The sequence below is a fragment of the Bacillus cereus group sp. BfR-BA-01523 genome, assembly GCF_022662615.1.
Lineage (GTDB): Bacteria > Bacillota > Bacilli > Bacillales > Bacillaceae_G > Bacillus_A > Bacillus_A mycoides.
Genome location: NZ_JAKUDX010000005.1, coordinates 227938 through 247446, shown reverse-complemented (window position 1 = coordinate 247446; position 19509 = coordinate 227938). Strand labels below are relative to the sequence as shown.

The following is a 19509-nucleotide window of genomic DNA, read 5'->3' as shown; positions in this document are numbered from 1 at the left end:
CTAACGTGGTGAATACAGTGTACATAAAGCACACCTATAAACCTCTTAAATTATAAGAGGTTCCACTCATATTAAAATATATATCGCATAATAAAGCAACCCAAATGGGCTACTAAACTTGACATGTAACCATATAGACAACAATTTGTAAAATATATAGGCTTTTCAAAGTAATACCCTTCAATATCTTACTATACCATACGAAAGAAAAGTGGTATTTTTTTGTAATCTTTACTTTATTTTCATCAATAAAAAAGAGCACATCCCACAGAATGTGCCCTTTCTATACTTTTTAACTTATTTTTCGTTCTCTTCTTTTTCCTTATCAAACCATAATAGCTCATCGTCATCAACTTCACCATTATAATTGATTAGAATCTCTTCTCCCGCTTTTATATCTTTGTAAGCAAAGAAGTTAAACGTATGATTCTCGAAGACAATATCATACGTTGCATTCGGATTATATGCATGATTAAATAACATGCCGTATCCTAACAGGAATGCCGTATGATTTACCCCATACTCAAATGCGTAGTCAGCAAGTAACGTTTTCTCAATGTGTTCATGCTGTTCATTCGGATAAGAGATAACTGGTGCTGAGTGTATCAACTCACCCTTTTTAATATCACGAGTTGCAAATACCCCTCTATTAAATTCTCCATCACTAAGTTCAGAAGTCTTAACTTCGATCATATGCGTCACCTATATAATTCTTTCTTTGAAGTATTTTATTCCGCTATTTGCGGGGTTCAACTAATAATCAGTAGCGTGTAGCCCCACTAATTAAAGTCTCAGTTTATCTCCTTAAGCTTGGCAGAAAACGCGCAGAAAAGCAATTAAATTACTATCAAGTATTCATTTAAATGAAAAAAGAGCACACATGGTGTACCCTTTTAAGAGATATTACTTTTCTAAAATATCTTCTAGCAACTTCACTTGCTCGCTAACAGTATGTAACGTCTTCACCGATGTATCATTTCGATGCTTTTCTTCTTCAACACTCGCTAACACTTCTTCCGTAGCTGCAGAAGTTTGTTGAATTACGTTAGAAGCATGTGTAACGTCCTTTACGATATTCGTCGTTTTAGCTTGGAAACTTTCTTGATGACCAACAATCTCCCTCATTACATCATTAATCGCATCAATAAACTTCCCTAAATCCGTTACATTCGTCAAAACACTTGCTAACATTTCGTTACATTCTTCTTGTACTCTTTCTGACTTCTCTACCTGCACTTCTACTTTACTTGCTTGATTACTAAACTCCTTCAAAATCCCTTGAATTCTCCCCGCAGAACGATTCGATTCTTCAGCAAGCTTTAATACTTCATTCGCTACAATAGCAAAACCTTTTCCATGCTCGCCTGCCCTTGCAGCTTCAATATTTGCATTTAAAGCTAGCAAACTCGTCTGACTTGAAATATTCGTGATTACATCTACAATTTCATTAATTTGTTTCGATTGTGTCATCAATTCTCTAAATATCGTTCCTGATTGTGAAACAACATCATTTAAACTTCTCATGTTAGCTTCAAAATTTCTTAAAGTATTTACACTACCCTTTGAGATTTCCAAACTTTTATCAACACGCATCGACGCATTTCTTACTTGAGAGATGATTTGGTCAATATTTCCCTCCATATCATTCAATACTTCTACTGAACGTGACATCATCTCTGATTGCGATTGAGTTCCCACTGCTACTTCTTCAAAAGCAAAGTTAATTTCACTCATTGACTCCATCGATGTATTCATATTTTGTCTTAAATGATTGAAATTACTATCTAACTTCACAACAGTTTCCTCAATAAGCCTTTGCGTTTCTTCTAACTCCTGAGCTTTCTTCATCACCGCTTGCTTCTCATCCCTTAAACGAGCCAAAAGATTAGAACCAATCTTTGTGACACCCCACATTGCGATCGTTACAATCGCTAACAAGCTTGCGAAATTTGCGGCTTCAGATGACGCTGTATAAGCAAAAAATTGATTTGGCCAATAACTACAAAGTATAAATGTAACAACAACTGCTACCCCGCCAAGGATTAAAATAAGACGTTCACTCAAATAAATAAGTGAAACCGCTAATGTAAAATAGATCATTTGAAATACAGCTGGGCTTTCATTAAATGCTTGTACCATAATGAAAGACATAATAAGTAGCATACATGTCATGATGTATTTATACATTGCTTCCATACTTTCTATAAAAGTAAGCAGCGTTCCAAATACTACGATAGAAATACCACACATCCAAAATGCTATTGCTCTCTCTGTAAAAATATATCCGTAATACCCAATCGCGATTATCCCAAGGAAGAAACTACAAATCGTGATAAACAACAATAAATGATTTTTCTGTGATTCTTTCTCAAGGTTAGAAAAACAAGTTCTCTTTAACCACTCCATATATGAAGCCCCACCTTCTACTCATACGTATCGATTACTTCAGCTTGAATACCGCACTCACTGGGTTATGATCGCTATTTTCAAACTTCAAATCTTTCCCTTGTACATTTACAATTTCAACATTCGGTGAAACGATAAAGCCATCAATAATCGTGACAAAGTTTTCACCTTCCACGTATTTCTTTACATCATCTCTCACAGTCATAACAGACGGATCTACAGCCCACTTAAAGCCACCATCAGTAAAGTCCTTCGGTAATTCTACTAACCACTCAGGACGCTCTTTCACAAACTTAGGATCGCTTAACTGAACGTTAGAAAGTAATTGATTCCAGTCTCCGCCCATTATGACATAATCACCATTTTCATAATGCTTGTTCATATATTTTTTTAAATATTCTACTTGCTGTTTTCTAATTTTCCCGCCTTCATCATAAGCAGACAAATGTAGATTTACGAGTCTAACAAATTTCCCATTATTAACAGGTATTTTATGTTCAACAATCGCTCGGTCTAAATCAAATAAACGCTTTGGCCACGGCTCCATTCCAGGAAGCTGAAATCTCTTCGCTGTTTGAACCGTATATTTAGAAAATGTACTTAATCCAGCTTCAGCATATCCCATTGGATTTGTTATTGGCACCGGAACCCATTTCGTATCGTAGTTCTTTCCGAATGACGAAGCATAATCAGGTAATCCTTTTTTCAAAAATTCATGCCCATTTACATCAAATGATCGCATTGATTTTATATCTGTTTCTTGTAATAGTGCAAAATCACTATTCTCATTTTGTAAAAACGAAAGCATATTCTTTAAGTTAGTTTCCGTTTGTTCTTTACTACTTGAACCAGACCCTTTTCCCCCATCCATAAAGAAGTCTTGATCCTTATCTAGTCCAGCATATCCAATATTAAATGTTGTAACTTTAAATTCATTTCCAGGCGCAATTACGCGCTCCTTATTGTTTTCAACCTTCAAGCTTATAACATCAGCCGGCTGTTCTTTTGTAAGTGTCATATACGCTAAAAACCCACCTACAACTCCCACCCCTACTAAAATACATATAAGTACTATTTTTAATAATTTTTTCAAACAAACGACTCCTTTTCTAAAACATACGATTTTACTTTTCTTTATTTTCAGTTAAATAAAAAAATGACAGACATACGAAACATTTTATCACACTGAAAACCTTATATCACTATATTTAGTTTATAAGTAATAATTCCCTATCTTAAACTATTAGAGAAATACAAAATACACCAACTTCTCTACTGGAAATCAAACGAAATTTTTAGTACACTATATGTAATAATCATAGGCGATGGAGTTCGCCATAACCGCTGCTTAGCTAATGACTCCTACCAGTATAACTACTGGTAGGAGTCTATTTTTTTGAGCAAACTATTTAAAGAGGTGAGAAAATTGATTTATATTATCGTTGGCATCGCCGGCATATTAGGAGCCCTTTCCCGCTATTATTTAGGTCTTACTATTCATGTATTTTGGCATCATTCTTTTCCATTAGCTACATTACTCATTAACTTAGCCGGCTGCTTCTTATTAGCATGGCTAACTACGTATATCGCCCGGCTAAACATCTTACCTTCAGAGGTTATCACAGGCATCGGGACTGGATTCATCGGTTCCTTTACGACGTTTTCAACATTTAGTGTAGAAACTGTGCAATTAATCAATCATTCTGAATGGAGCACGGCTTTCTTATATGTATCATGTAGCATACTTGGCGGTCTCATTATGTCTGGACTTGGCTATACACTAGGTGATTTCTTAATTAAGAAATCACTTACGGAAGGTGATCACTTATGATGGAAGCTTTATTAGTAGCAACTGGAGGATTTTTCGGTGCGATTACACGATTTGCAATTAGCAATTGGTTTAAAAAAAGAAATAAAACACCCTTTCCAATTGCTACATTCCTTATTAATATAACAGGAGCATTTTTACTCGGGTATATAATTGGCAACGGAGTCTCTACAGAATGGCAATTATTATTAGGAACTGGATTTTTGGGCGCATTCACCACATTTTCGACACTTAAATTAGAGTCCATTCAGCTTCTCAATCGCAAAAAAATTTACACATTCCTTTTATATTTAAGTACTACTTACATAATTGGTATCCTATTCGCATTCCTTGGAATGAAGCTCGGTGGAATATAAAAAAGCGACTCTATTGAGTCGCTTTCTTTCATAAGAAGTATGTCCCGCCATATGGAATGGAAAATAAAGTGAAACTTTAATCAGTGGTTGTTTTGTTCTTACCCACTGATTATTAGCCTTCACCAATCGGGCGTTTACGGGCAGTTGATCTCCCACCTAACTTCTTTGCTCCTGCCAAAGTAATAGCCGATCCTACTTGTCTTTCAGGATAACAATAATGATTCACCATGATTCAGCTCTCTTTTTATTTTTCTTCCCTATCGTATGTTTCTATTTCATGGCAAGTGTTTTATTACGCTGTCTTTTTTCGAAGCACCGAGAAAAGAGCCACAAACAAAATTGCAACAATTCCAGTGAAGGTAAATAAATATGCTAACGGAATTAAGTAAAATGGCTCCACTAAAGTTCCGTCTGGTTTTACTTCCGAACCAATTACATTAAACATAATGATGCATAACACTCCTAAAAATATTGGGCTAGAAGCTAATAAATATTTTTTCATAATATATTCTCCTTTGATTTCACAATTAATTTATCTGCATTCCTTTTTACTATTCTCAATATCATCATAATAAGCCCACTAAAATTTTAAGTCAACAACTTTTTATTGTTTTACAATAAAAAGTTGTTGTTAAACATAATAAAAAAAGGCTATAGACAATGATCGTCTATAGCCTTTTCACTCCATTATTTCGTTCTAAAATATTCCTTCTGGAACATGCACATTCTTATCGCATTATGGTAGTTTCCATCAACGAAAAACTCGTCGAGAAGTTCTCCTTCTACCATAAATCCAACCTTTTTATAAACATGTACAGCCTTTTCATTCTCTTTATCAACAACTAAATAGAGTTTATGCATATTTAATACAGAAAAAGCGTAATCCATCGCTAAACGCGTCGCTTCCGCTGCATAACCATGTCCTTGATAATTCGGATCAATAATAATCTGGAATTCAGTTCTTCGATGAATATAATCAATTTCCACTAACTCAACCAATCCAACCATCTCATTATCTTTCTCCAGGATAAATCGGCGCTCACTTTGATCATGTATATGTTTATCGTATAAATCCTGCAGCTCCACAAATGCTTCATAAGGCTCTTCAAACCAATAAGACATAATATGTGCGTTATTATTAAGTTCGTGCACGAACTTTAAATCTTCCCGTTCTAAAGGACGTAACTTTAATTCCTGACTCATTTCTATAACCTCCAAGTAAAATAACCTCTTCACTTAATTTCTCAATTTTTTTCGATTTCAAACGTCCTAATTACATTGTAAACCTTCAAGTAACTTGAAGGTCAAGGTACAAAAAGTAGTGCAAACTTATGTCTGCACTACTCTTTTCTCAAATCTCTCATATTCGATATGTATAAAGCAATAACTAAAACAAGAATGGATCCCGCATATAATAACGTCTCCATCGGTTCCTCATGAGACACAATAATTAAACGAATTAACGCCGTAATTCCGATATAAATAAAATAACGTAACGGAAAATGATAATTCGACTTAAAATACTTAATAATTAATGCGATGAACTCGAAGTATAGGAAATAGACGATGATACTCTCAACTAATTTATAAGATGTATACTTCTTCGCTGAAAATATGTATTGAATAAAAGTAATTGTTTCGTTAATTAAAAAAATCGATAAAACAATGGATAATATGATTAATGCTATATTTAATATCCACTGTAAAACGCTAGCTATATAATGATCGATATTAAATGACTTCATTTTCTCTTTTAGCTCCCCTTCGTGTAAGTACTTATTCATTATAGCAAAATTATACTTACAGAAATGTTAAATCATATATGATCGTCCTCTTTCACGATTACTTCACCATTCGGATATTTATGCTTAATATAATCGCTTCCCCAATCACAAAGCACCTTCAAACCCTTTTTTAATGATTCTCCCTGTTCTGTAAGAGAATACTCAACTTTCGGTGGTACTTGATTATATACTTTTCTAGACACAAGCCCATCTTTTTCAAGCTCTTTCAATTGCTCAGTAAGCATTTTTTGTGTAATACCAGTTACCAATCGTTTTAACTCACCCGTTCTTGTCGGTCCGCTTGTTAAATGATATAAAATGTGGGATTTCCACTTACCTCCGATCACATCCAAAACGACTTCAATTCTATTGTTATACTCTTTTTTCATATTGAACTCCTTCTGTATTTTGATAGGCACTTTCTCGTGCCTATGTCACGAGATGGTGTCTATATCACGGAAAAGTGCGTACTTTTCATAATATCTGTACTATACCATAATGATGCATGTAAGCAACTTATAACAGAGCATTAAATTAGTGGAGGTATTTTAAAATGAAAAAAGAAAATCGTAATGCAAATTTTTATGATGTGATTCGTGAGCGCCGTTCCGTTCGCTCTTATGATCCTTCAGTTACAATCTCTGATGAAGAAATTAAAGAACTTTTAGAAGAAGCAATGCTAGCACCAAGTAGTTCCAACTTAAACCCATGGCGTTTCATGGTAATTACAGATCAAGACTTAAAAAAGAAACTTCATCCAATTGCTTTAAATCAACCACAAGTGCTAGAAGCATCCGCTATGATCGTAATTTTAAGCGAAAATAATGCCCATGAATTCGAACATATCAATAAAGTGAATGAACGTGCAGTAGCTGCTGGATTCATGACAGAAGAAATTAAAAACAGACTGAACAACAGTATTCGTGAGTTTTATGCACCTGTAAGCGAACAAGGAAAAAGAGAATGGCAAATGCTTGACGGTGGTTTGCTAGCTATGCAATTTATGCTTGCTGCAAAAGCGAGAGGATACGATACAGTCCCAATGCTTGGCTATAACGTTGAAGAATTCCGCAAAGCATTTAACGTTCCAGAAAACTTAACTGACGTCTTAATGATTGCATTAGGCAAAGCAAAAGAGCCAGGATTCCCAACAGTTCGATTAACTGTAGATGAAGTAACGTCTTGGAATGGCGAGTTTTAATCACCGTGTTTATCGTACTTTTGGAATGAAAGTACGATAAACACTACTAAGAAGAAAAGAGGTTTTCTTATGAAATTAAGTGTTTTAGATCAAACTCCAGTTTCAAACGGGGTAACTACTCAAGAAACTTTTAAAAATACGATTGAATTAGCACAGTTAGTAGATAAACTAGGCTATCACAGACTATGGTATTCTGAGCATCATGGTTCAGCCAATTTTGCTAGTGCTTCACCAGAAATTATGATCTCTCATATCGCATCTGTAACAGAGCAAATTCGCGTTGGTTCTGGTGGAATGATGTTAATGCACCATTCACCATTAAAGATGGCAGAAGTATTTAAAACATTAACATCTTTATATCCAGATAGAATTGATTTCGGTGTAGGTCGAGCGCCAGGTGGCAATCAATTTTCTACACTTGCATTACATGAAGGAAAACATCCAAATATGCTGAATCTGTACGATAAATTAATGGATACGATGATGTTTATGACAGAAACAATGCCTGCAGATCATTTATACAATCGCACACTTGCTTCTCCATTAGGTGCCCCATTACCTGAAGTTTGGCTATTAGGTTCTAGTGGTAGTAGCGCTGCACAGGCAGGAAGATTCGGTATTGGTTATTCCTATGCTCAGTTTATTAGTGGGGAGTTATCTAGTGAAATGTTAGAATCTTATCGTAAAAATTTCGTCCCTTCTGAGTTTATGGTTAAGCCTAAAATAAACATTGGGTATTTTGCACTAGCAGCGGAAACTGCTGAAGAAGCAGAATATCATGCAGCTTCTTTAGATTTATCTCTATTATTTTTAGATAAAGGTAAGTACTTCCACGTACCTTCTCCTGAAGAAGCACTAAATTACAATTACACTGAAATGGACAAAATGCATATACAGAACAATCGTAAAAAATTCCTTGTTGGAAGTGCTAAAGAAGTTGCAAATACACTTCGCGAACATGAAGAAAAATTCGGAGTTAACGAAGCAATGATTGGGACAATCAGTCATAATCATGACGCAAAGCTACAATCTTATGGACTACTTGCAAAAGAGCTTCTATAAAAAGAAAGGCGGGAAAACAATGCTTGAAGTTTTAAATCGAATCAATGAACTAGCTAAAAAACAAAAAGAAGACGGTTTAACAAAAACAGAATTACATGAGCGTAAAGCATTACGTGAGGAGTACCTTCAAATTATTCGAGGTCAAATCAACACCACTGTTACAGGATTAAAAATATTAGACCCTTTAGGAAACGATGTGACACCTGAAAAATTAAAAGAACAACAAAAGCTATCACTAAACACAGATAACAATGCATGAAAATACCGAGACTTTTTGTTACTTAATGATTCATCTAAGTAAACATATGATCAGATGGATCATTAAGTTAACATTACATACCTCATCGACGTATCCTTCAAACTTCTAGTTCTAACTTGAAAATCTACAAACAAAAAACCATACCCCCGCCCCTCCAGCAAAGTTATGGTTTTTATCCTACAATGTCAATCTACTTATAAGTTTGCCGTGAATTCCACAAAACAGCAAATAAGGTTACTATAACCCTCAAAGAAAAGAAATCTTATTTTAACTTTCCTATTGATAAGTTAACACGATAATTCCCATACTTTAATAGTCGCCCCAGAAAGTTATCCAATTCTTCATTAGAAGCAAAATGTGTTTTTAATAAGTAACATCCCTCACCACTTATACGGTCTACTTCAGAAATCCCTTCTTCTTTTTGAAAGAAATTCATAAACTCTTGATGATTAGCTGTTGTTACGAACAAAGTAACAAATGCAGTCACTACTTGTCCTAATTTGATTCGGTTTATTGCAATTGTATATTGTTCAATAATCCCTAAATCCTCTAATCTTCGAATTCGATTTCCTACAGCCTGCCCCGTCATATGTATTTTTTGACCAAGTTCTTTCCATTGTATTCTTGAGTTTTCTCCTAATAATTTCAGTATCTCAAAATCTGTTTGATCAATGATATAAACCAATCCTTTCATCGTGAAAGTAGAAAGCCAGAAAGTGTTTCGCCAACTTATTCTGCTTGTCGATACAATTCACTATACTTAGTTTATCCTCTTACATCACATTGTTTATCAGTTATATTTACTTATAACACAGAGGACGCAACAAAAGAATACATCTAGATTTAAAGGAGGTTACAAATATGTTATTACAAGAGATTTTATCGTTCAATGAACAATTTGTAGAAAATAAAGAATACGCTCCTCATGAAGCGACAAAAATGCCTAAAAAACGTATGGTTGTTGTTTCTTGCATGGACGCTCGTTTAATTGAGCTACTTCCAAAAGCTTTAGATATACACGATGGTGATGCAAAAGTTATCAGAAATGCAGGTGGTAAAATTGCTTCTGCTTTCGATAGTGTTATGCAAAGTGTTGTCGCATCAGTATATGATCTAAATGCAGATGAAATCTTCCTTATCGGACACCAAAGATGTGGTGCGAGCCAAACTAATCCAAAAGGAACACTTCAAAAAATATTAGATCGTGGAGTAGCTTCACCAGAAATTTTATCAGCGATTGAATATGCTGGTGTTGACCTTGAAAAATGGTTATTTGGATTCGATGATGTCAACGGTTCAACTCAAGCTAATGTTGATTTAGTAAGAAATCATCCACTTATTCCAAAAGATGTTCCTGTACATGGTTTAGTTATTGATCCTCACACAGGTAAATTAGATTTAATAGTTGATGGATATAAAGCATTAAATGGTATGAAAAATTAATTATTACTTAAATGAAGGGAAGTTATTAGATATGAATAGACAAGAAGCTACGCAAAAAATTATGGAAGCAAAAATTGCAAAAGGTTTAACATGGGAAGAAATTTCAAAAGTAAGTGAAAACTCTGAGACTTGGGTTGTAACAGCGTTATTAGGACAAGCTACAATGACACGTCCAGAAGCAGAAAAAATCGGTAAACTATTAGAATTAGATGAAGAAGTAGTTCAAGCATTAACAGTAGTTCCACTTAGAGGTCAAGTAATGCAAATGCCTCCTACTGACCCAATCTTATATCGATTATATGAAATGATGTTACAATACGCACCAACTCTTAGAGAATTAATTCTAGAAAAAGCTGGCGAAGGTGTAATGAGTGCAATTAACTTCAATCTAGGTGTGGACACACAAGAAGATCCAAAAGGTGGCGACCCTCGTATCGTGATTACACTTAACGGGAAATTCTTACCGTTCCGTACATGGTAATTAATTAAAAATCTATTTATATAATTAAAGTAATTTTATAGATTTACAAAATCCATCCTTTTTAATCTAGCTGTGTAGAAAGGATGGATTTTTACTATGAGATTCTTTTTATACGAGGGAGAATAATATGAATAAAAAATACGTCGATACGAGCTTTAGTATTCTACAGTGGTTTGTGTTTTTATTAGCAAATGCAATTGCATTGCCTATCATTATTGGTGGCATATTCCATTTATCAATAGAAGATATCTCAACATTAATGCAACGAACTTTTTTAGTTGTAGGAGTAAGTTCATTTATACAAGCATGGTTTGGGCATCGCTATCCCATAGCGGATGGGCCAGCCGGCTCATGGGTAAGTATATTTGTCATATTGGGACAAGTCGCTATGCATCAGGGACAAAGTGCAAAGGATGTATTACAACTTTTAGAAGGTGGATTAATTATTGCAGGTATATTACTCTTCCTCCTTGGTATAACAGGGCTTGTTCATCGAATTCTACGTTTATTTACACCCTTGGTTACAGGAACTTTTCTTTTAATATTATCTCTTCAGCTTAGTGGTGTGTTACTAAAAGGAATGATGGGATTACAAGGAGCTGTAACTCATCCTGATTATACAACGGCTGCTATTGCGCTCTTTGTTTTTGCCCTTATTACTTTCTTATCAATTAAAGGGAACGGATGGATGAAAAGTTACGCTGTGTTACTTGGAATTTCATGTGGTTGGCTTTTGTATGCTGTATTAGGAAAATCATCTCATATACCTTCACACACACCGTTAGTTAAGTTACCAGAGCTATTTTCTTGGGGCACACCTAGATTAGATATCGGAATGGCTCTAACTGCAACTTTATTTACATTTCTTTTAGTTGCAAATACAATCGCTGCTATTTCGGCTGTAAAACAAGTGGCTCCGTTATCTAAAGAAAATGAAAAGCAAATACTGAACCGCGGCGTGTGGGCCGGAGGTATATCGCATATTATCTCGTCGGTGTTTTCTACAATTGGAATTGTACCATTACCTGCATCAGCAGGATTTATTCAACTAACAGGACAAAGAAAAGTGAAGTCGTTCCTTATAGCAAGTCTTATATTAGCAGGAATTTCTTTTATTCCTTCAATTGTAAACTTTATATCCTTGCTACCAGGTCCTATTGCTAATGCCGCACTTTTAGCAACATTTGTCCAAGTAATAGGCATTTCATTCCAATCCATTTTACGTGAAGAATTAAATCAACGCCGATTAACTATATTAGGAATTTCATTATTAATCAGTTTGGGAATAATGTTTCTTCCAGAAAGTGCATTTAGCGGAATTCCTTCTTCCTTACAATATGTTTTAAGTAATGGATTACTTGTGGGTACCATGCTTGTCATTCTATTGGAACAGTTTTGGAAAGAGTAAAATTTGTGACTAAGTAAAAAAGCGCCCTGCTTACAGGGCGCCTTTTTATACCTAATGACTAATACTAGCAGTTGGGTATAATGTTGTTCCTCCAATTGAAACTTTTATTTCATTTGTTAATGGAACATTTTGTTCATTAATAATTGTTCTCCACCATTCCCATGCAAGACCAGTACATTCTCTAGCTACGATTTTTATATTTTTTGAATTTGGTGGAAGAGGGATAACTGTAGAGTAATGAGCCGTTTTGTCTTTGCCGCTACCATCCCATGTTTTATGTGTTAGTACTTCTTTACCATTTTGATCAAATGTGAATTCATCCCAAGATACATCAAATTGCGCAACGTAAGCACCGTAATGATCCAGTGTCATTTTAGCACTTGAATATTCTGTAGTTGTCGTCTCAATATAATCTGTATTGTTATGAACAGCAGCAGTTGCATTATCTTTTAAAAAAGTACTTGTATATGAAATTGGGTATGCTGGATTTTTAAGACTTAATTCAGCATTATCTTTAATGATATTTCGGATTTCATTGAAATCTTTAGTAACAACCTTGTTATGCTCTTTCGCATCTCCGCCTAATACTACAGCAGTAAAGGTACTTTCTTCAAAAATATCTTTGTACTGTCCATTCGTTTCGACGCTGTTATTCTTAAGTAAGGCTTTAAAAGCAGCTTGTACATCTTTACTCTTAGATGTTGTTTCTAATTTTACATAAACAGTTCTACCATAAGCTACATTTGAGACCATAACAGGTGGAGCCGAATTACTTACACCTTTACGAGTTAACTCACCAAAAGTAACACTATTATCAAAAAGATCAGATGGATTGTTAGGTAGTTCAGCACTTACGGTATAAAATATTTGCTTATATGCCGCTACCATCACTTTTTTCTCTCCATTTGCAACCGCATTAAAATCAATGTTTAGACTGTTATCAAGATATTTGGCGTTAACGTTAAGGGCACTTGCGATTTGTGATTTACTATAAACCATAGATTCTGTATACTGCATTCTTGCGGGTAACGTATGTGTTTTAGAATACTTTTCATTCCAAGTAGATACTAAATCATCTACTGCTCCAGCCACATTACCATATGTCGGATTTTGGACAGTAATTGTATTTTCTTTTCTCATGCCAGGTAAGTCTATACTAATATTTAAAGGCTTTCTCTTAGCCACTAATAAACTCGGTTGATTGTCTGCAAAAGCTTTATTTGCAAGTTGTACCGCTCCTGGATACGTACGATTCACCACAGAATCAATAATCGAAATATCGACTGGTGAAGTTGTAAGTGATTTTTTCTCGCGTTCCACTACTACAAATTTACCATTTGAATTGATACTTTCTTTCGGAACAAAACTCTCTACCTTATCACCATTTACAGCTAAAACCTCTTGATTATTATATTTAAGGCTTGCTATACCAGTATCAATGCCACTAGCATTTTTGGTTACATCAGTTGCATTACCTACTTGTGTTTCTGCGAAGGAAATAGATGAATAATTAATAGTGCATAGACTAACTAATAAACACGCAAGGAACTTTCTTCTTTTAGTGTTTTTCTTAATATTCAGAAAAATCACCCCGTTCTTTTTTTAGTAAGATATGATAATGATTGATAAATGATAGCTAACTAATAAACCTACATAAATGCTTTCAAAAGTTCTTGAATTAACGGGATTACGCCACCTACAAATTTCAAAACTGCCATTGCGATTTCCATATTATTTCCTCCTTTTTTATTGCTACGAAAATGTGATTTATCTTTATGCCCTCATTATAGTGACCCCTTACACTTTTATCAATACACTCTTATATGCAATATTACATACAAAAAAAACAAGCTGAATTCTTATAAAAAGTTATACAGAGATAAATTTTTCGTTTGGTAAATACTTGAAAACACAAAGCGTTCCTTTGCATTTCATGAGTAATTTACAAGTTTATTGTTGGAAGCATCGCAGAACCGGAAGTAATGAAATACATGCAGGACTGTTACGAGCAGCCAGAAATATTAAGAGTTATCATGGGCAACCGCATAAAAAAAGCTGCTGCCTATAAAATACAGACAGCAACTTCAACTAGAGTAGCTGGCATGATTTACACAAGCTACAGTATTTTTTTGACATACTCATTTTTCACATTTTGTAACTAATAAACAGCGATTGGCCCATAAGGACCATTGATAATTTCTATTTTTGTTTCAAAAATATCTGTTAAAATTGTTGGGTCCATAACCTCTTCTACTGTTCCAAAAGCAGCAATTTGTCCATCCTTCATAGCACAAATTTTATCCGAATATTTGGCTGCAAAATTTATGTCATGCATAACAGTCAAAATTGTTCTTCCAAATTCATTAGCCGCACGTCTCAAATGCTCCATCATTTGAACAGAACGAGCAACATCAAGATTGTTCAGAGGCTCGTCCAAAAGTACATATTCAGTCTCTTGGCACAAGACCATTGCTACATATGCCCTTTGTCTTTGACCACCAGAAAGCTCATCTAAATATCTATTCTCTAAATTAGTTAAATCTAGAAAATCGATATATTTAGAAATAATAGCTTCATCCTCTTTAGTTAATCTTCCCTTTGAATAAGGAAAGCGCCCAAATCCAACTAATTGTCTAACAGTAAGCCTAGTTACAAAATGATTTTCTTGTCGCAATATAGTCAAAACTTTTGCTAAGTCTTTTGATTTGGATTCAGAAACATCCATATTTGCTACCTGAATTTGGCCTTCATCCATATCTAAAAGTCTTCCAATCATCAATAGTGTCGTTGACTTTCCAGCGCCATTTGGTCCAATTAAAGAAGTAAAGCCCGCTTTTGGTATTTCAATATCCAAAGGTCCTATTTTCACCTTATCAGTATAGAACTTTTTAACATTATCAATTTTTATCATAAAGCCCTCTTCCTTAAAACTATAGTTAAGAATATTATTCCACCAAATAATTCAATAATAACTGAAACTACACCTTGAGCATGGAATACATGATACATTAAAAAGTATGCACTCGTCATTATCAAAAATCCTATTGCAAAAGCCATTGGAAAAATATATCTATGATCATAAGTTGACGCGGCCTGATAACTCAAAGTTGCTACTAAAAAGCCGTAGAAAGTAAGTGGCCCAATTAGAGCTGTTGAAATGGACATCAAAATAGCAACTAATACAAGCGTATAAATTACACTAGGTTGATATTTAACTCCAAAAGAAGTAGCAACATCCTTTCCTAGTGACAAAACATTCAAATTCTTAGAATGAGCAAAAATTAATACTGCTACAATTATGATCATAGGAATTACAATAGGAAAATATGCAGGATCTGCGTGATTAACAGAACCAAATAATTTCGCTTGTAAAATATCAAACTCTGAAGGCGCAAGTAGCTTTCTCATAAAAGTTGACACAGAATTTAGTCCGGTACCAATAATAATTCCAACTAAAAGCATAAGTTGTAAATTCCCGTATTTACCGGAAAGTAACCATCCATAAAGTATCAAACTCATGAAGACCATAACAACAACTTGGAATACAAACGATCCAATTCCATTAAAGTTTATTAATGCACTAGCACCAAAGAAGAATATTGTACTCGTATGAATTGCTGAATAAAGTGATTCGAAACCTAAAAGCGAAGGAGTAATAATCTTATTGTTCGTAATAGATTGGAAAGCAACTGTCGACAAGCTATGGCAAACTGCAGCAATAATCATCGCAACAATGGCTATTATCCTTCTCTTAACAACTGGGATAAAAGAAGGTGAATCTATCGGAACTGGATTGTTATAAACTAAAAGTCCATATGAAGAAAGGAGACCTAAAGCGATCAATGTTATCAGTACAATCCAATAACGTCTTGCTTCCTTCTTAGAACGAAAAGCGCTAGCTGATCTACTTTCATTATGAAGGCTAGAATCGATTTCGACATTTTCTTTATTTCTATAGTCTAATGTGATCATCGCAGCCTCCTTGGTTTTCTTTTTCTCAATAAAATAGTAATAAATACGACTGCTCCCACTGTTGCAAGTATTAAAGAAACAGGTACTTCAAAAGGCTTTATAATTGTTCGAGAAATGATGTCACAGGCAGTTATTGTCCCCATTCCGATCACACATACCCAAGGTAAATTACTCCTAAGATCATCTCCCCTAAACATTGAAACAATGTTTGGAACAATTAATCCCAAGAAAGGTAAGTTTCCAATAACAGCTGCAACAATTCCAACTGCAACAGAGATAAGGCCAGTCCCAAAAAGAACAATTCTATTGTAATTAACTCCAAGGCTTGTTGCGACATCTTCTCCTAGTCCAGCTAGAGTCAATCTATTAGCATACATAAAAATAAGCACAGTAACGATAACAATCAGCCATAAATATTCATATCTTCCCACCTGAACGGTAGCAAATGAACCTACGAACCAAGTTTCAATACTTTGCGTCATTTGAAAAAGGAGTCCCAAAAAAGTAGACACTGCAGAAATAACTGCTCCAAGCATCAATCCAATAATAGGGACAATTAAAGACGAACGAAGTTTAACTCTTCTTAAAAACAGAAAGAAAATCATAGTTCCTATAAAAGAAAAAATGATTGCACCAGTCATTCTTTGAACTAAAGTCGGGGCAGGAAATAATAAATATACAAAAAGCAGGCCTAAGCCTGACCATTCAATAGTCCCCGTTGTAGTAGGTTCAACAAAACGATTCTGTGTAATTAATTGCATTACGAGCCCTGCCATCGCCATTGCAGCTCCAGTAAGCATTAATGCAACTGTTCTCGGAACACGAGTGATGAAAAACATCTCCATTCCGTCCTCTTGTCCACGTATATCATAAACTCCAGTAAACAGTGATATAATCCCTAAAATTATAACAACTATAATCGCTATTATAAAAGGTTTTGTCCATATTTTATTGTGGTTATAAAACTGGGGTTGAGAAATATTCTCAACCCTAGAAATCATATTTTTTGACACTGTTTCGTACTCCTTTACACTACTTAGCTAAAGTTTTTGCGATATTTCCAAATAACTCTATATAAGTCTCAATTGATTCATTTGTGTAAGTATCTGCTGGTGCATAAACAATTTGTTTTTTAGAAACAGCAGTTGTGTTTTGAAGAGCAGGTGATTTAGAAATAACATCTTGAGCAGGAGCTGAAGTAGCAGCATCAGATGTTGCAGCATCACGATCTAATACGAAAAGCCAATCAGGATTTGTTTGTGCAATAGCTTCAACAGAAACGTCATCACCTTTATGACCTGCAGTAGAATTAGACACTTCTAGTGCTGGAGCCCAACCGAAAATCTCATACATTGGTCCCCAAACGCGACCAGAGTGAGGAGCAGCAAAACCAATATTCCCACCAGTAACGATAACACTCATAACTTTATCTTTTCCATTATAAGCAGATTTTACATTTTCAATAGATTTATCAAAATCAGCTACTAATTTTTTAGCTTCTTTATCTTTATCAAAGATTTTTCCTAAAGAAATTGTAGAATCTTTAAGTCCTTTTACTAAGTTTTCTCCAGGCTTAGTAGCTTTCTCAGAAACATCAACATTAAGATCAATAACAGCTGCATTTGGCACTAATTTTTTGATTTCTTCGTAATGGCCAGCAAATCTTTGACCAACGATTACAAGGTCAGGGTTTGCCGCTGCAATAATTTCAAGATTTGGTTCGCGGTGATTTCCAATATTTTGAACTTTACTATCCTTTACATATGCTGAATCTGCAGGCATTACATCCTTTGGAGCAGCCGCTAATTTAATTCCCCAATCAGCTAAAGTTTCAAAAGTTCTATTATCCAAAGCAACTACATTTTTTGGATTTACAGGGACTTTAACAGTTCCATGTGCATCAGTGATTTCAACTGTTTTTGGCTTATCACTACTATCACCTTTATTAGCTTTCGAAGTTTCCTTACTTGAATCCGAGCAAGCTGCTAACATTAAAGTGAAAATTGCTAAAATACTTACTAATTTTAAAAGCATAGTTTTTTTCATACGTATACTCCTTATAATGTAATTTAGTTCGAAAATGATAACGTCCATAGATTAAATTAGATAGTAACCTTTATGTATCTAAATTGCTATTGATAATCATTTTCATTTGAATATCCTGTTAATAAGTATAGTCATTAATTATGTGAAAATCTTGTGAATGGTATGAGTTAATATAATTAAACATAAATTAGATACAGTCTCATCTAATGCGCACCAGAGTCCTCCCCCACACGTACTAATCAATAGATTGGGCACCTTATAAACCATGATTTCTACTGCAAAAAAATGCCCATTAATAGCTGATTTTTTCATAATCCATTGCCTGGTAGCAATCTTCTTTTTATAGTTTCCGTCTTTTAATATTTCACAGAAACTATTTGATTATCAGGTTTAATAGAAAAAAACGAGTAAAACTGTATGAAATAGTTTTACTCGTTTTTGCTATTATGACAAACTGTACTTTACCTATTATCTTATTTTTATCATTCAACCATTGAATAGCCTCTGCCATGTATCGTTTGAATATATCTACCTTTCTTCTCGCACTTTAATTTTTTTCTTACATACCCAATATATAAATCCACTACATTGGGATTGACTACTACGTTATATCCCCAAACCTGGTTCAAAAGCATTTCACGGCTCAATATTGTATTTTTATTCTTGATTAAAAATACGAGTAAATCGTACTCGCGCTTAGTAAGCGTGAGATTTTTACCACCTTTTTTCACAATATGGCTAGATGCATCAACAAAGAGATCTTTAAACTGAAAGAAGTTTGTCTCATTTTGCTGGATACAGTCACTTCTCCTTAAAATAGCTTGAACCCTTGCTACTAATTCTTCTTTCACAAATGGTTTTCTAATATAATCATCTGCTCCCGCTTGTAGCCCTGCTATGCAATCCTTGCTAGAAATATTGTCGGTCACAATAATTATCGGTGTCGTTTTAACAAGTCGTATTTGTCTACAAATTTCTGGTCCCGATATACTTAACGAATCCCAATCCAATATGATAATATCCCAATCTTGTTCATATACTATATTTAAACCTTGGTTTTCATTGTGAAGTTTTAAAATGAAATAGCCCTCTTGCGTTAGACCGCTTACGATTTTCTTTGCAAAAGACCGTTCATTCTTAATTACTAACACCTGCTTCACCGATGGTTCACCTCTACTTCAATATAACTTAGTTGGATAAAAAGTTATCCCCAAAAAATAATTTAAGACTTATAAATATTAAATCCCTAAAAAAAGCCGTTAT

Annotated in this window: 22 protein-coding genes and 1 riboswitch; of the genes, 8 read left to right on the top strand and 14 right to left on the bottom strand. The window is 34.5% G+C overall.

Annotation, left to right across the window (positions count from 1 at the left end; translation table 11 throughout):
• Positions 1 to 297 precede the first annotated feature (297 nt).
• From MR066_RS15905 to MR066_RS15895, 3 genes are all read right to left on the bottom strand, one after another.
• Positions 298 to 693 carry an SET domain-containing protein gene (locus MR066_RS15905; protein ID WP_000573650.1) on the bottom strand — a complete coding sequence of 132 codons (396 nt, stop codon included), beginning with the start codon at positions 691 to 693 and terminating at the stop codon, positions 298 to 300.
• Between the two features lie 210 nt (positions 694 to 903).
• Positions 904 to 2406: a DUF4077 domain-containing protein gene (locus MR066_RS15900; protein WP_088040404.1), complete on the bottom strand. Its 1503-nt coding sequence runs from the start codon at positions 2404 to 2406 to the stop codon at positions 904 to 906.
• Positions 2407 to 2440: 34 nt separating this feature from the next.
• Entirely contained in the window at positions 2441 to 3499 is a 1059-nt protein-coding gene (locus MR066_RS15895) for an endonuclease/exonuclease/phosphatase family protein (RefSeq protein ID WP_002068235.1), read from the bottom strand.
• A gap of 219 nt (positions 3500 to 3718) precedes the next feature.
• Positions 3719 to 3778: riboswitch (Fluoride riboswitch) on the top strand.
• 54 nt (positions 3779 to 3832) lie between these two features.
• Here MR066_RS15895 and crcB (MR066_RS15890) point away from each other — a divergent pair.
• Together crcB (MR066_RS15890) and crcB (MR066_RS15885) are read left to right on the top strand one after the other, a co-directional pair.
• On the top strand, positions 3833 to 4237 hold the full coding sequence (crcB, locus tag MR066_RS15890) for a fluoride efflux transporter CrcB (RefSeq protein WP_242247792.1): 405 nt from the start codon (positions 3833 to 3835) through the stop codon (positions 4235 to 4237).
• A complete protein-coding gene (crcB, locus tag MR066_RS15885; RefSeq protein WP_242247683.1) occupies positions 4234 to 4590 on the top strand; it encodes a fluoride efflux transporter CrcB in 357 nt (118 codons plus the stop codon). The genes crcB (MR066_RS15890) and crcB (MR066_RS15885) overlap by 4 nt, the downstream gene beginning before the upstream one ends.
• A 292-nt stretch (positions 4591 to 4882) precedes the next feature.
• On the opposite strand, the gene MR066_RS15880 is transcribed toward crcB (MR066_RS15885), so the two are convergent.
• The 4 genes from MR066_RS15880 to MR066_RS15865 all read right to left on the bottom strand — a co-directional run bounded on the left by MR066_RS15880 (position 4883) and on the right by MR066_RS15865 (position 6763).
• Positions 4883 to 5095, bottom strand: coding sequence for a DUF3955 domain-containing protein (locus MR066_RS15880; protein ID WP_181295495.1), 213 nt, complete (start codon positions 5093 to 5095; stop codon positions 4883 to 4885).
• 182 nt (positions 5096 to 5277) lie between these two features.
• A complete protein-coding gene (gene speG, locus MR066_RS15875) occupies positions 5278 to 5793 on the bottom strand; it encodes a spermidine N1-acetyltransferase (RefSeq protein WP_002034701.1) in 516 nt (171 codons plus the stop codon).
• Between the two features lie 137 nt (positions 5794 to 5930).
• Positions 5931 to 6335: a phosphate-starvation-inducible protein PsiE gene (gene psiE, locus MR066_RS15870; protein ID WP_002129862.1), complete on the bottom strand. Its 405-nt coding sequence runs from the start codon at positions 6333 to 6335 to the stop codon at positions 5931 to 5933.
• A gap of 71 nt (positions 6336 to 6406) precedes the next feature.
• Positions 6407 to 6763 (bottom strand): winged helix-turn-helix transcriptional regulator, encoded by a 357-nt coding sequence (locus MR066_RS15865; RefSeq protein ID WP_016121030.1) that lies wholly within the window; start codon positions 6761 to 6763, stop codon positions 6407 to 6409.
• A 164-nt stretch (positions 6764 to 6927) separates the two neighbouring features.
• On the opposite strand from MR066_RS15865, the gene MR066_RS15860 reads away from it, so the two are divergent.
• The 3 genes from MR066_RS15860 to MR066_RS15850 all read left to right on the top strand — a co-directional run bounded on the left by MR066_RS15860 (position 6928) and on the right by MR066_RS15850 (position 8896).
• Positions 6928 to 7575: a nitroreductase family protein gene (locus MR066_RS15860; RefSeq protein ID WP_242247681.1), complete on the top strand. Its 648-nt coding sequence runs from the start codon at positions 6928 to 6930 to the stop codon at positions 7573 to 7575.
• Positions 7576 to 7644: 69 nt separating this feature from the next.
• A complete protein-coding gene (locus tag MR066_RS15855) occupies positions 7645 to 8637 on the top strand; it encodes an LLM class flavin-dependent oxidoreductase (protein WP_061673711.1) in 993 nt (330 codons plus the stop codon).
• A gap of 19 nt (positions 8638 to 8656) precedes the next feature.
• Complete coding sequence (locus tag MR066_RS15850; RefSeq protein ID WP_088040408.1) at positions 8657 to 8896, top strand: DUF896 domain-containing protein; 240 nt, start codon at positions 8657 to 8659, stop codon at positions 8894 to 8896.
• A gap of 262 nt (positions 8897 to 9158) precedes the next feature.
• Here MR066_RS15850 and MR066_RS15845 read toward each other — a convergent pair whose 3' ends face one another.
• The gene (locus MR066_RS15845; RefSeq protein WP_002016035.1) at positions 9159 to 9590 is read right to left on the bottom strand and encodes an Lrp/AsnC family transcriptional regulator; all 432 of its coding nucleotides are present in this window, start codon (positions 9588 to 9590) and stop codon (positions 9159 to 9161) included.
• 167 nt (positions 9591 to 9757) lie between these two features.
• On the opposite strand from MR066_RS15845, the gene MR066_RS15840 reads away from it, so the two are divergent.
• From MR066_RS15840 to MR066_RS15830, 3 genes are all read left to right on the top strand, one after another.
• Entirely contained in the window at positions 9758 to 10339 is a 582-nt protein-coding gene (locus MR066_RS15840; protein ID WP_016102247.1) for a beta-class carbonic anhydrase, read from the top strand.
• Between the two features lie 31 nt (positions 10340 to 10370).
• Positions 10371 to 10820, top strand: coding sequence for a cyanase (gene cynS, locus MR066_RS15835; RefSeq protein ID WP_001081567.1), 450 nt, complete (start codon positions 10371 to 10373; stop codon positions 10818 to 10820).
• Positions 10821 to 10947: 127 nt separating this feature from the next.
• Complete coding sequence (locus MR066_RS15830) at positions 10948 to 12228, top strand: purine/pyrimidine permease (protein WP_215560073.1); 1281 nt, start codon at positions 10948 to 10950, stop codon at positions 12226 to 12228.
• A gap of 51 nt (positions 12229 to 12279) precedes the next feature.
• Here the strand turns inward: MR066_RS15830 and alo are convergent, their stop codons facing one another.
• From alo to MR066_RS15800, 6 genes are all read right to left on the bottom strand, one after another.
• Entirely contained in the window at positions 12280 to 13818 is a 1539-nt protein-coding gene (gene alo / locus MR066_RS15825) for an anthrolysin O/cereolysin O family cholesterol-dependent cytolysin Alo (protein ID WP_002192293.1), read from the bottom strand.
• Positions 13819 to 14386: 568 nt separating this feature from the next.
• Positions 14387 to 15139, bottom strand: coding sequence for an iron ABC transporter ATP-binding protein (locus MR066_RS15820; protein ID WP_000590058.1), 753 nt, complete (start codon positions 15137 to 15139; stop codon positions 14387 to 14389).
• Entirely contained in the window at positions 15136 to 16200 is a 1065-nt protein-coding gene (locus tag MR066_RS15815; protein WP_002089519.1) for an iron chelate uptake ABC transporter family permease subunit, read from the bottom strand. Before MR066_RS15815 ends, MR066_RS15820 begins: the two co-directional genes overlap by 4 nt.
• A complete protein-coding gene (locus MR066_RS15810; protein ID WP_044439322.1) occupies positions 16197 to 17213 on the bottom strand; it encodes an ABC transporter permease in 1017 nt (338 codons plus the stop codon). Before MR066_RS15810 ends, MR066_RS15815 begins: the two co-directional genes overlap by 4 nt.
• A 19-nt stretch (positions 17214 to 17232) precedes the next feature.
• Complete coding sequence (locus tag MR066_RS15805) at positions 17233 to 18246, bottom strand: siderophore ABC transporter substrate-binding protein (protein ID WP_002089526.1); 1014 nt, start codon at positions 18244 to 18246, stop codon at positions 17233 to 17235.
• 482 nt (positions 18247 to 18728) lie between these two features.
• Positions 18729 to 19406, bottom strand: coding sequence for a response regulator transcription factor (locus MR066_RS15800; RefSeq protein WP_002139175.1), 678 nt, complete (start codon positions 19404 to 19406; stop codon positions 18729 to 18731).
• Between the last annotated feature and the right edge of the window lie 103 nt (positions 19407 to 19509).

Coding starts and splice junctions, on each gene's coding strand:
- MR066_RS15905 (WP_000573650.1), bottom strand. CDS start 693: ATGATCGAAGTTAAGACTTCTGAACTTAGTGATGGAGAATTTAATAGA.
- MR066_RS15900 (WP_088040404.1), bottom strand. CDS start 2,406: ATGGAGTGGTTAAAGAGAACTTGTTTTTCTAACCTTGAGAAAGAATCA.
- crcB (WP_242247683.1), top strand. CDS start 4,234: ATGATGGAAGCTTTATTAGTAGCAACTGGAGGATTTTTCGGTGCGATT.
- speG (WP_002034701.1), bottom strand. CDS start 5,793: ATGAGTCAGGAATTAAAGTTACGTCCTTTAGAACGGGAAGATTTAAAG.
- psiE (WP_002129862.1), bottom strand. CDS start 6,335: ATGAAGTCATTTAATATCGATCATTATATAGCTAGCGTTTTACAGTGG.
- MR066_RS15865 (WP_016121030.1), bottom strand. CDS start 6,763: ATGAAAAAAGAGTATAACAATAGAATTGAAGTCGTTTTGGATGTGATC.
- MR066_RS15860 (WP_242247681.1), top strand. CDS start 6,928: ATGAAAAAAGAAAATCGTAATGCAAATTTTTATGATGTGATTCGTGAG.
- MR066_RS15855 (WP_061673711.1), top strand. CDS start 7,645: ATGAAATTAAGTGTTTTAGATCAAACTCCAGTTTCAAACGGGGTAACT.
- MR066_RS15850 (WP_088040408.1), top strand. CDS start 8,657: ATGCTTGAAGTTTTAAATCGAATCAATGAACTAGCTAAAAAACAAAAA.
- MR066_RS15845 (WP_002016035.1), bottom strand. CDS start 9,590: ATGAAAGGATTGGTTTATATCATTGATCAAACAGATTTTGAGATACTG.
- MR066_RS15840 (WP_016102247.1), top strand. CDS start 9,758: ATGTTATTACAAGAGATTTTATCGTTCAATGAACAATTTGTAGAAAAT.
- cynS (WP_001081567.1), top strand. CDS start 10,371: ATGAATAGACAAGAAGCTACGCAAAAAATTATGGAAGCAAAAATTGCA.
- MR066_RS15830 (WP_215560073.1), top strand. CDS start 10,948: ATGAATAAAAAATACGTCGATACGAGCTTTAGTATTCTACAGTGGTTT.
- MR066_RS15820 (WP_000590058.1), bottom strand. CDS start 15,139: ATGATAAAAATTGATAATGTTAAAAAGTTCTATACTGATAAGGTGAAA.
- MR066_RS15815 (WP_002089519.1), bottom strand. CDS start 16,200: ATGATCACATTAGACTATAGAAATAAAGAAAATGTCGAAATCGATTCT.
- MR066_RS15805 (WP_002089526.1), bottom strand. CDS start 18,246: ATGAAAAAAACTATGCTTTTAAAATTAGTAAGTATTTTAGCAATTTTC.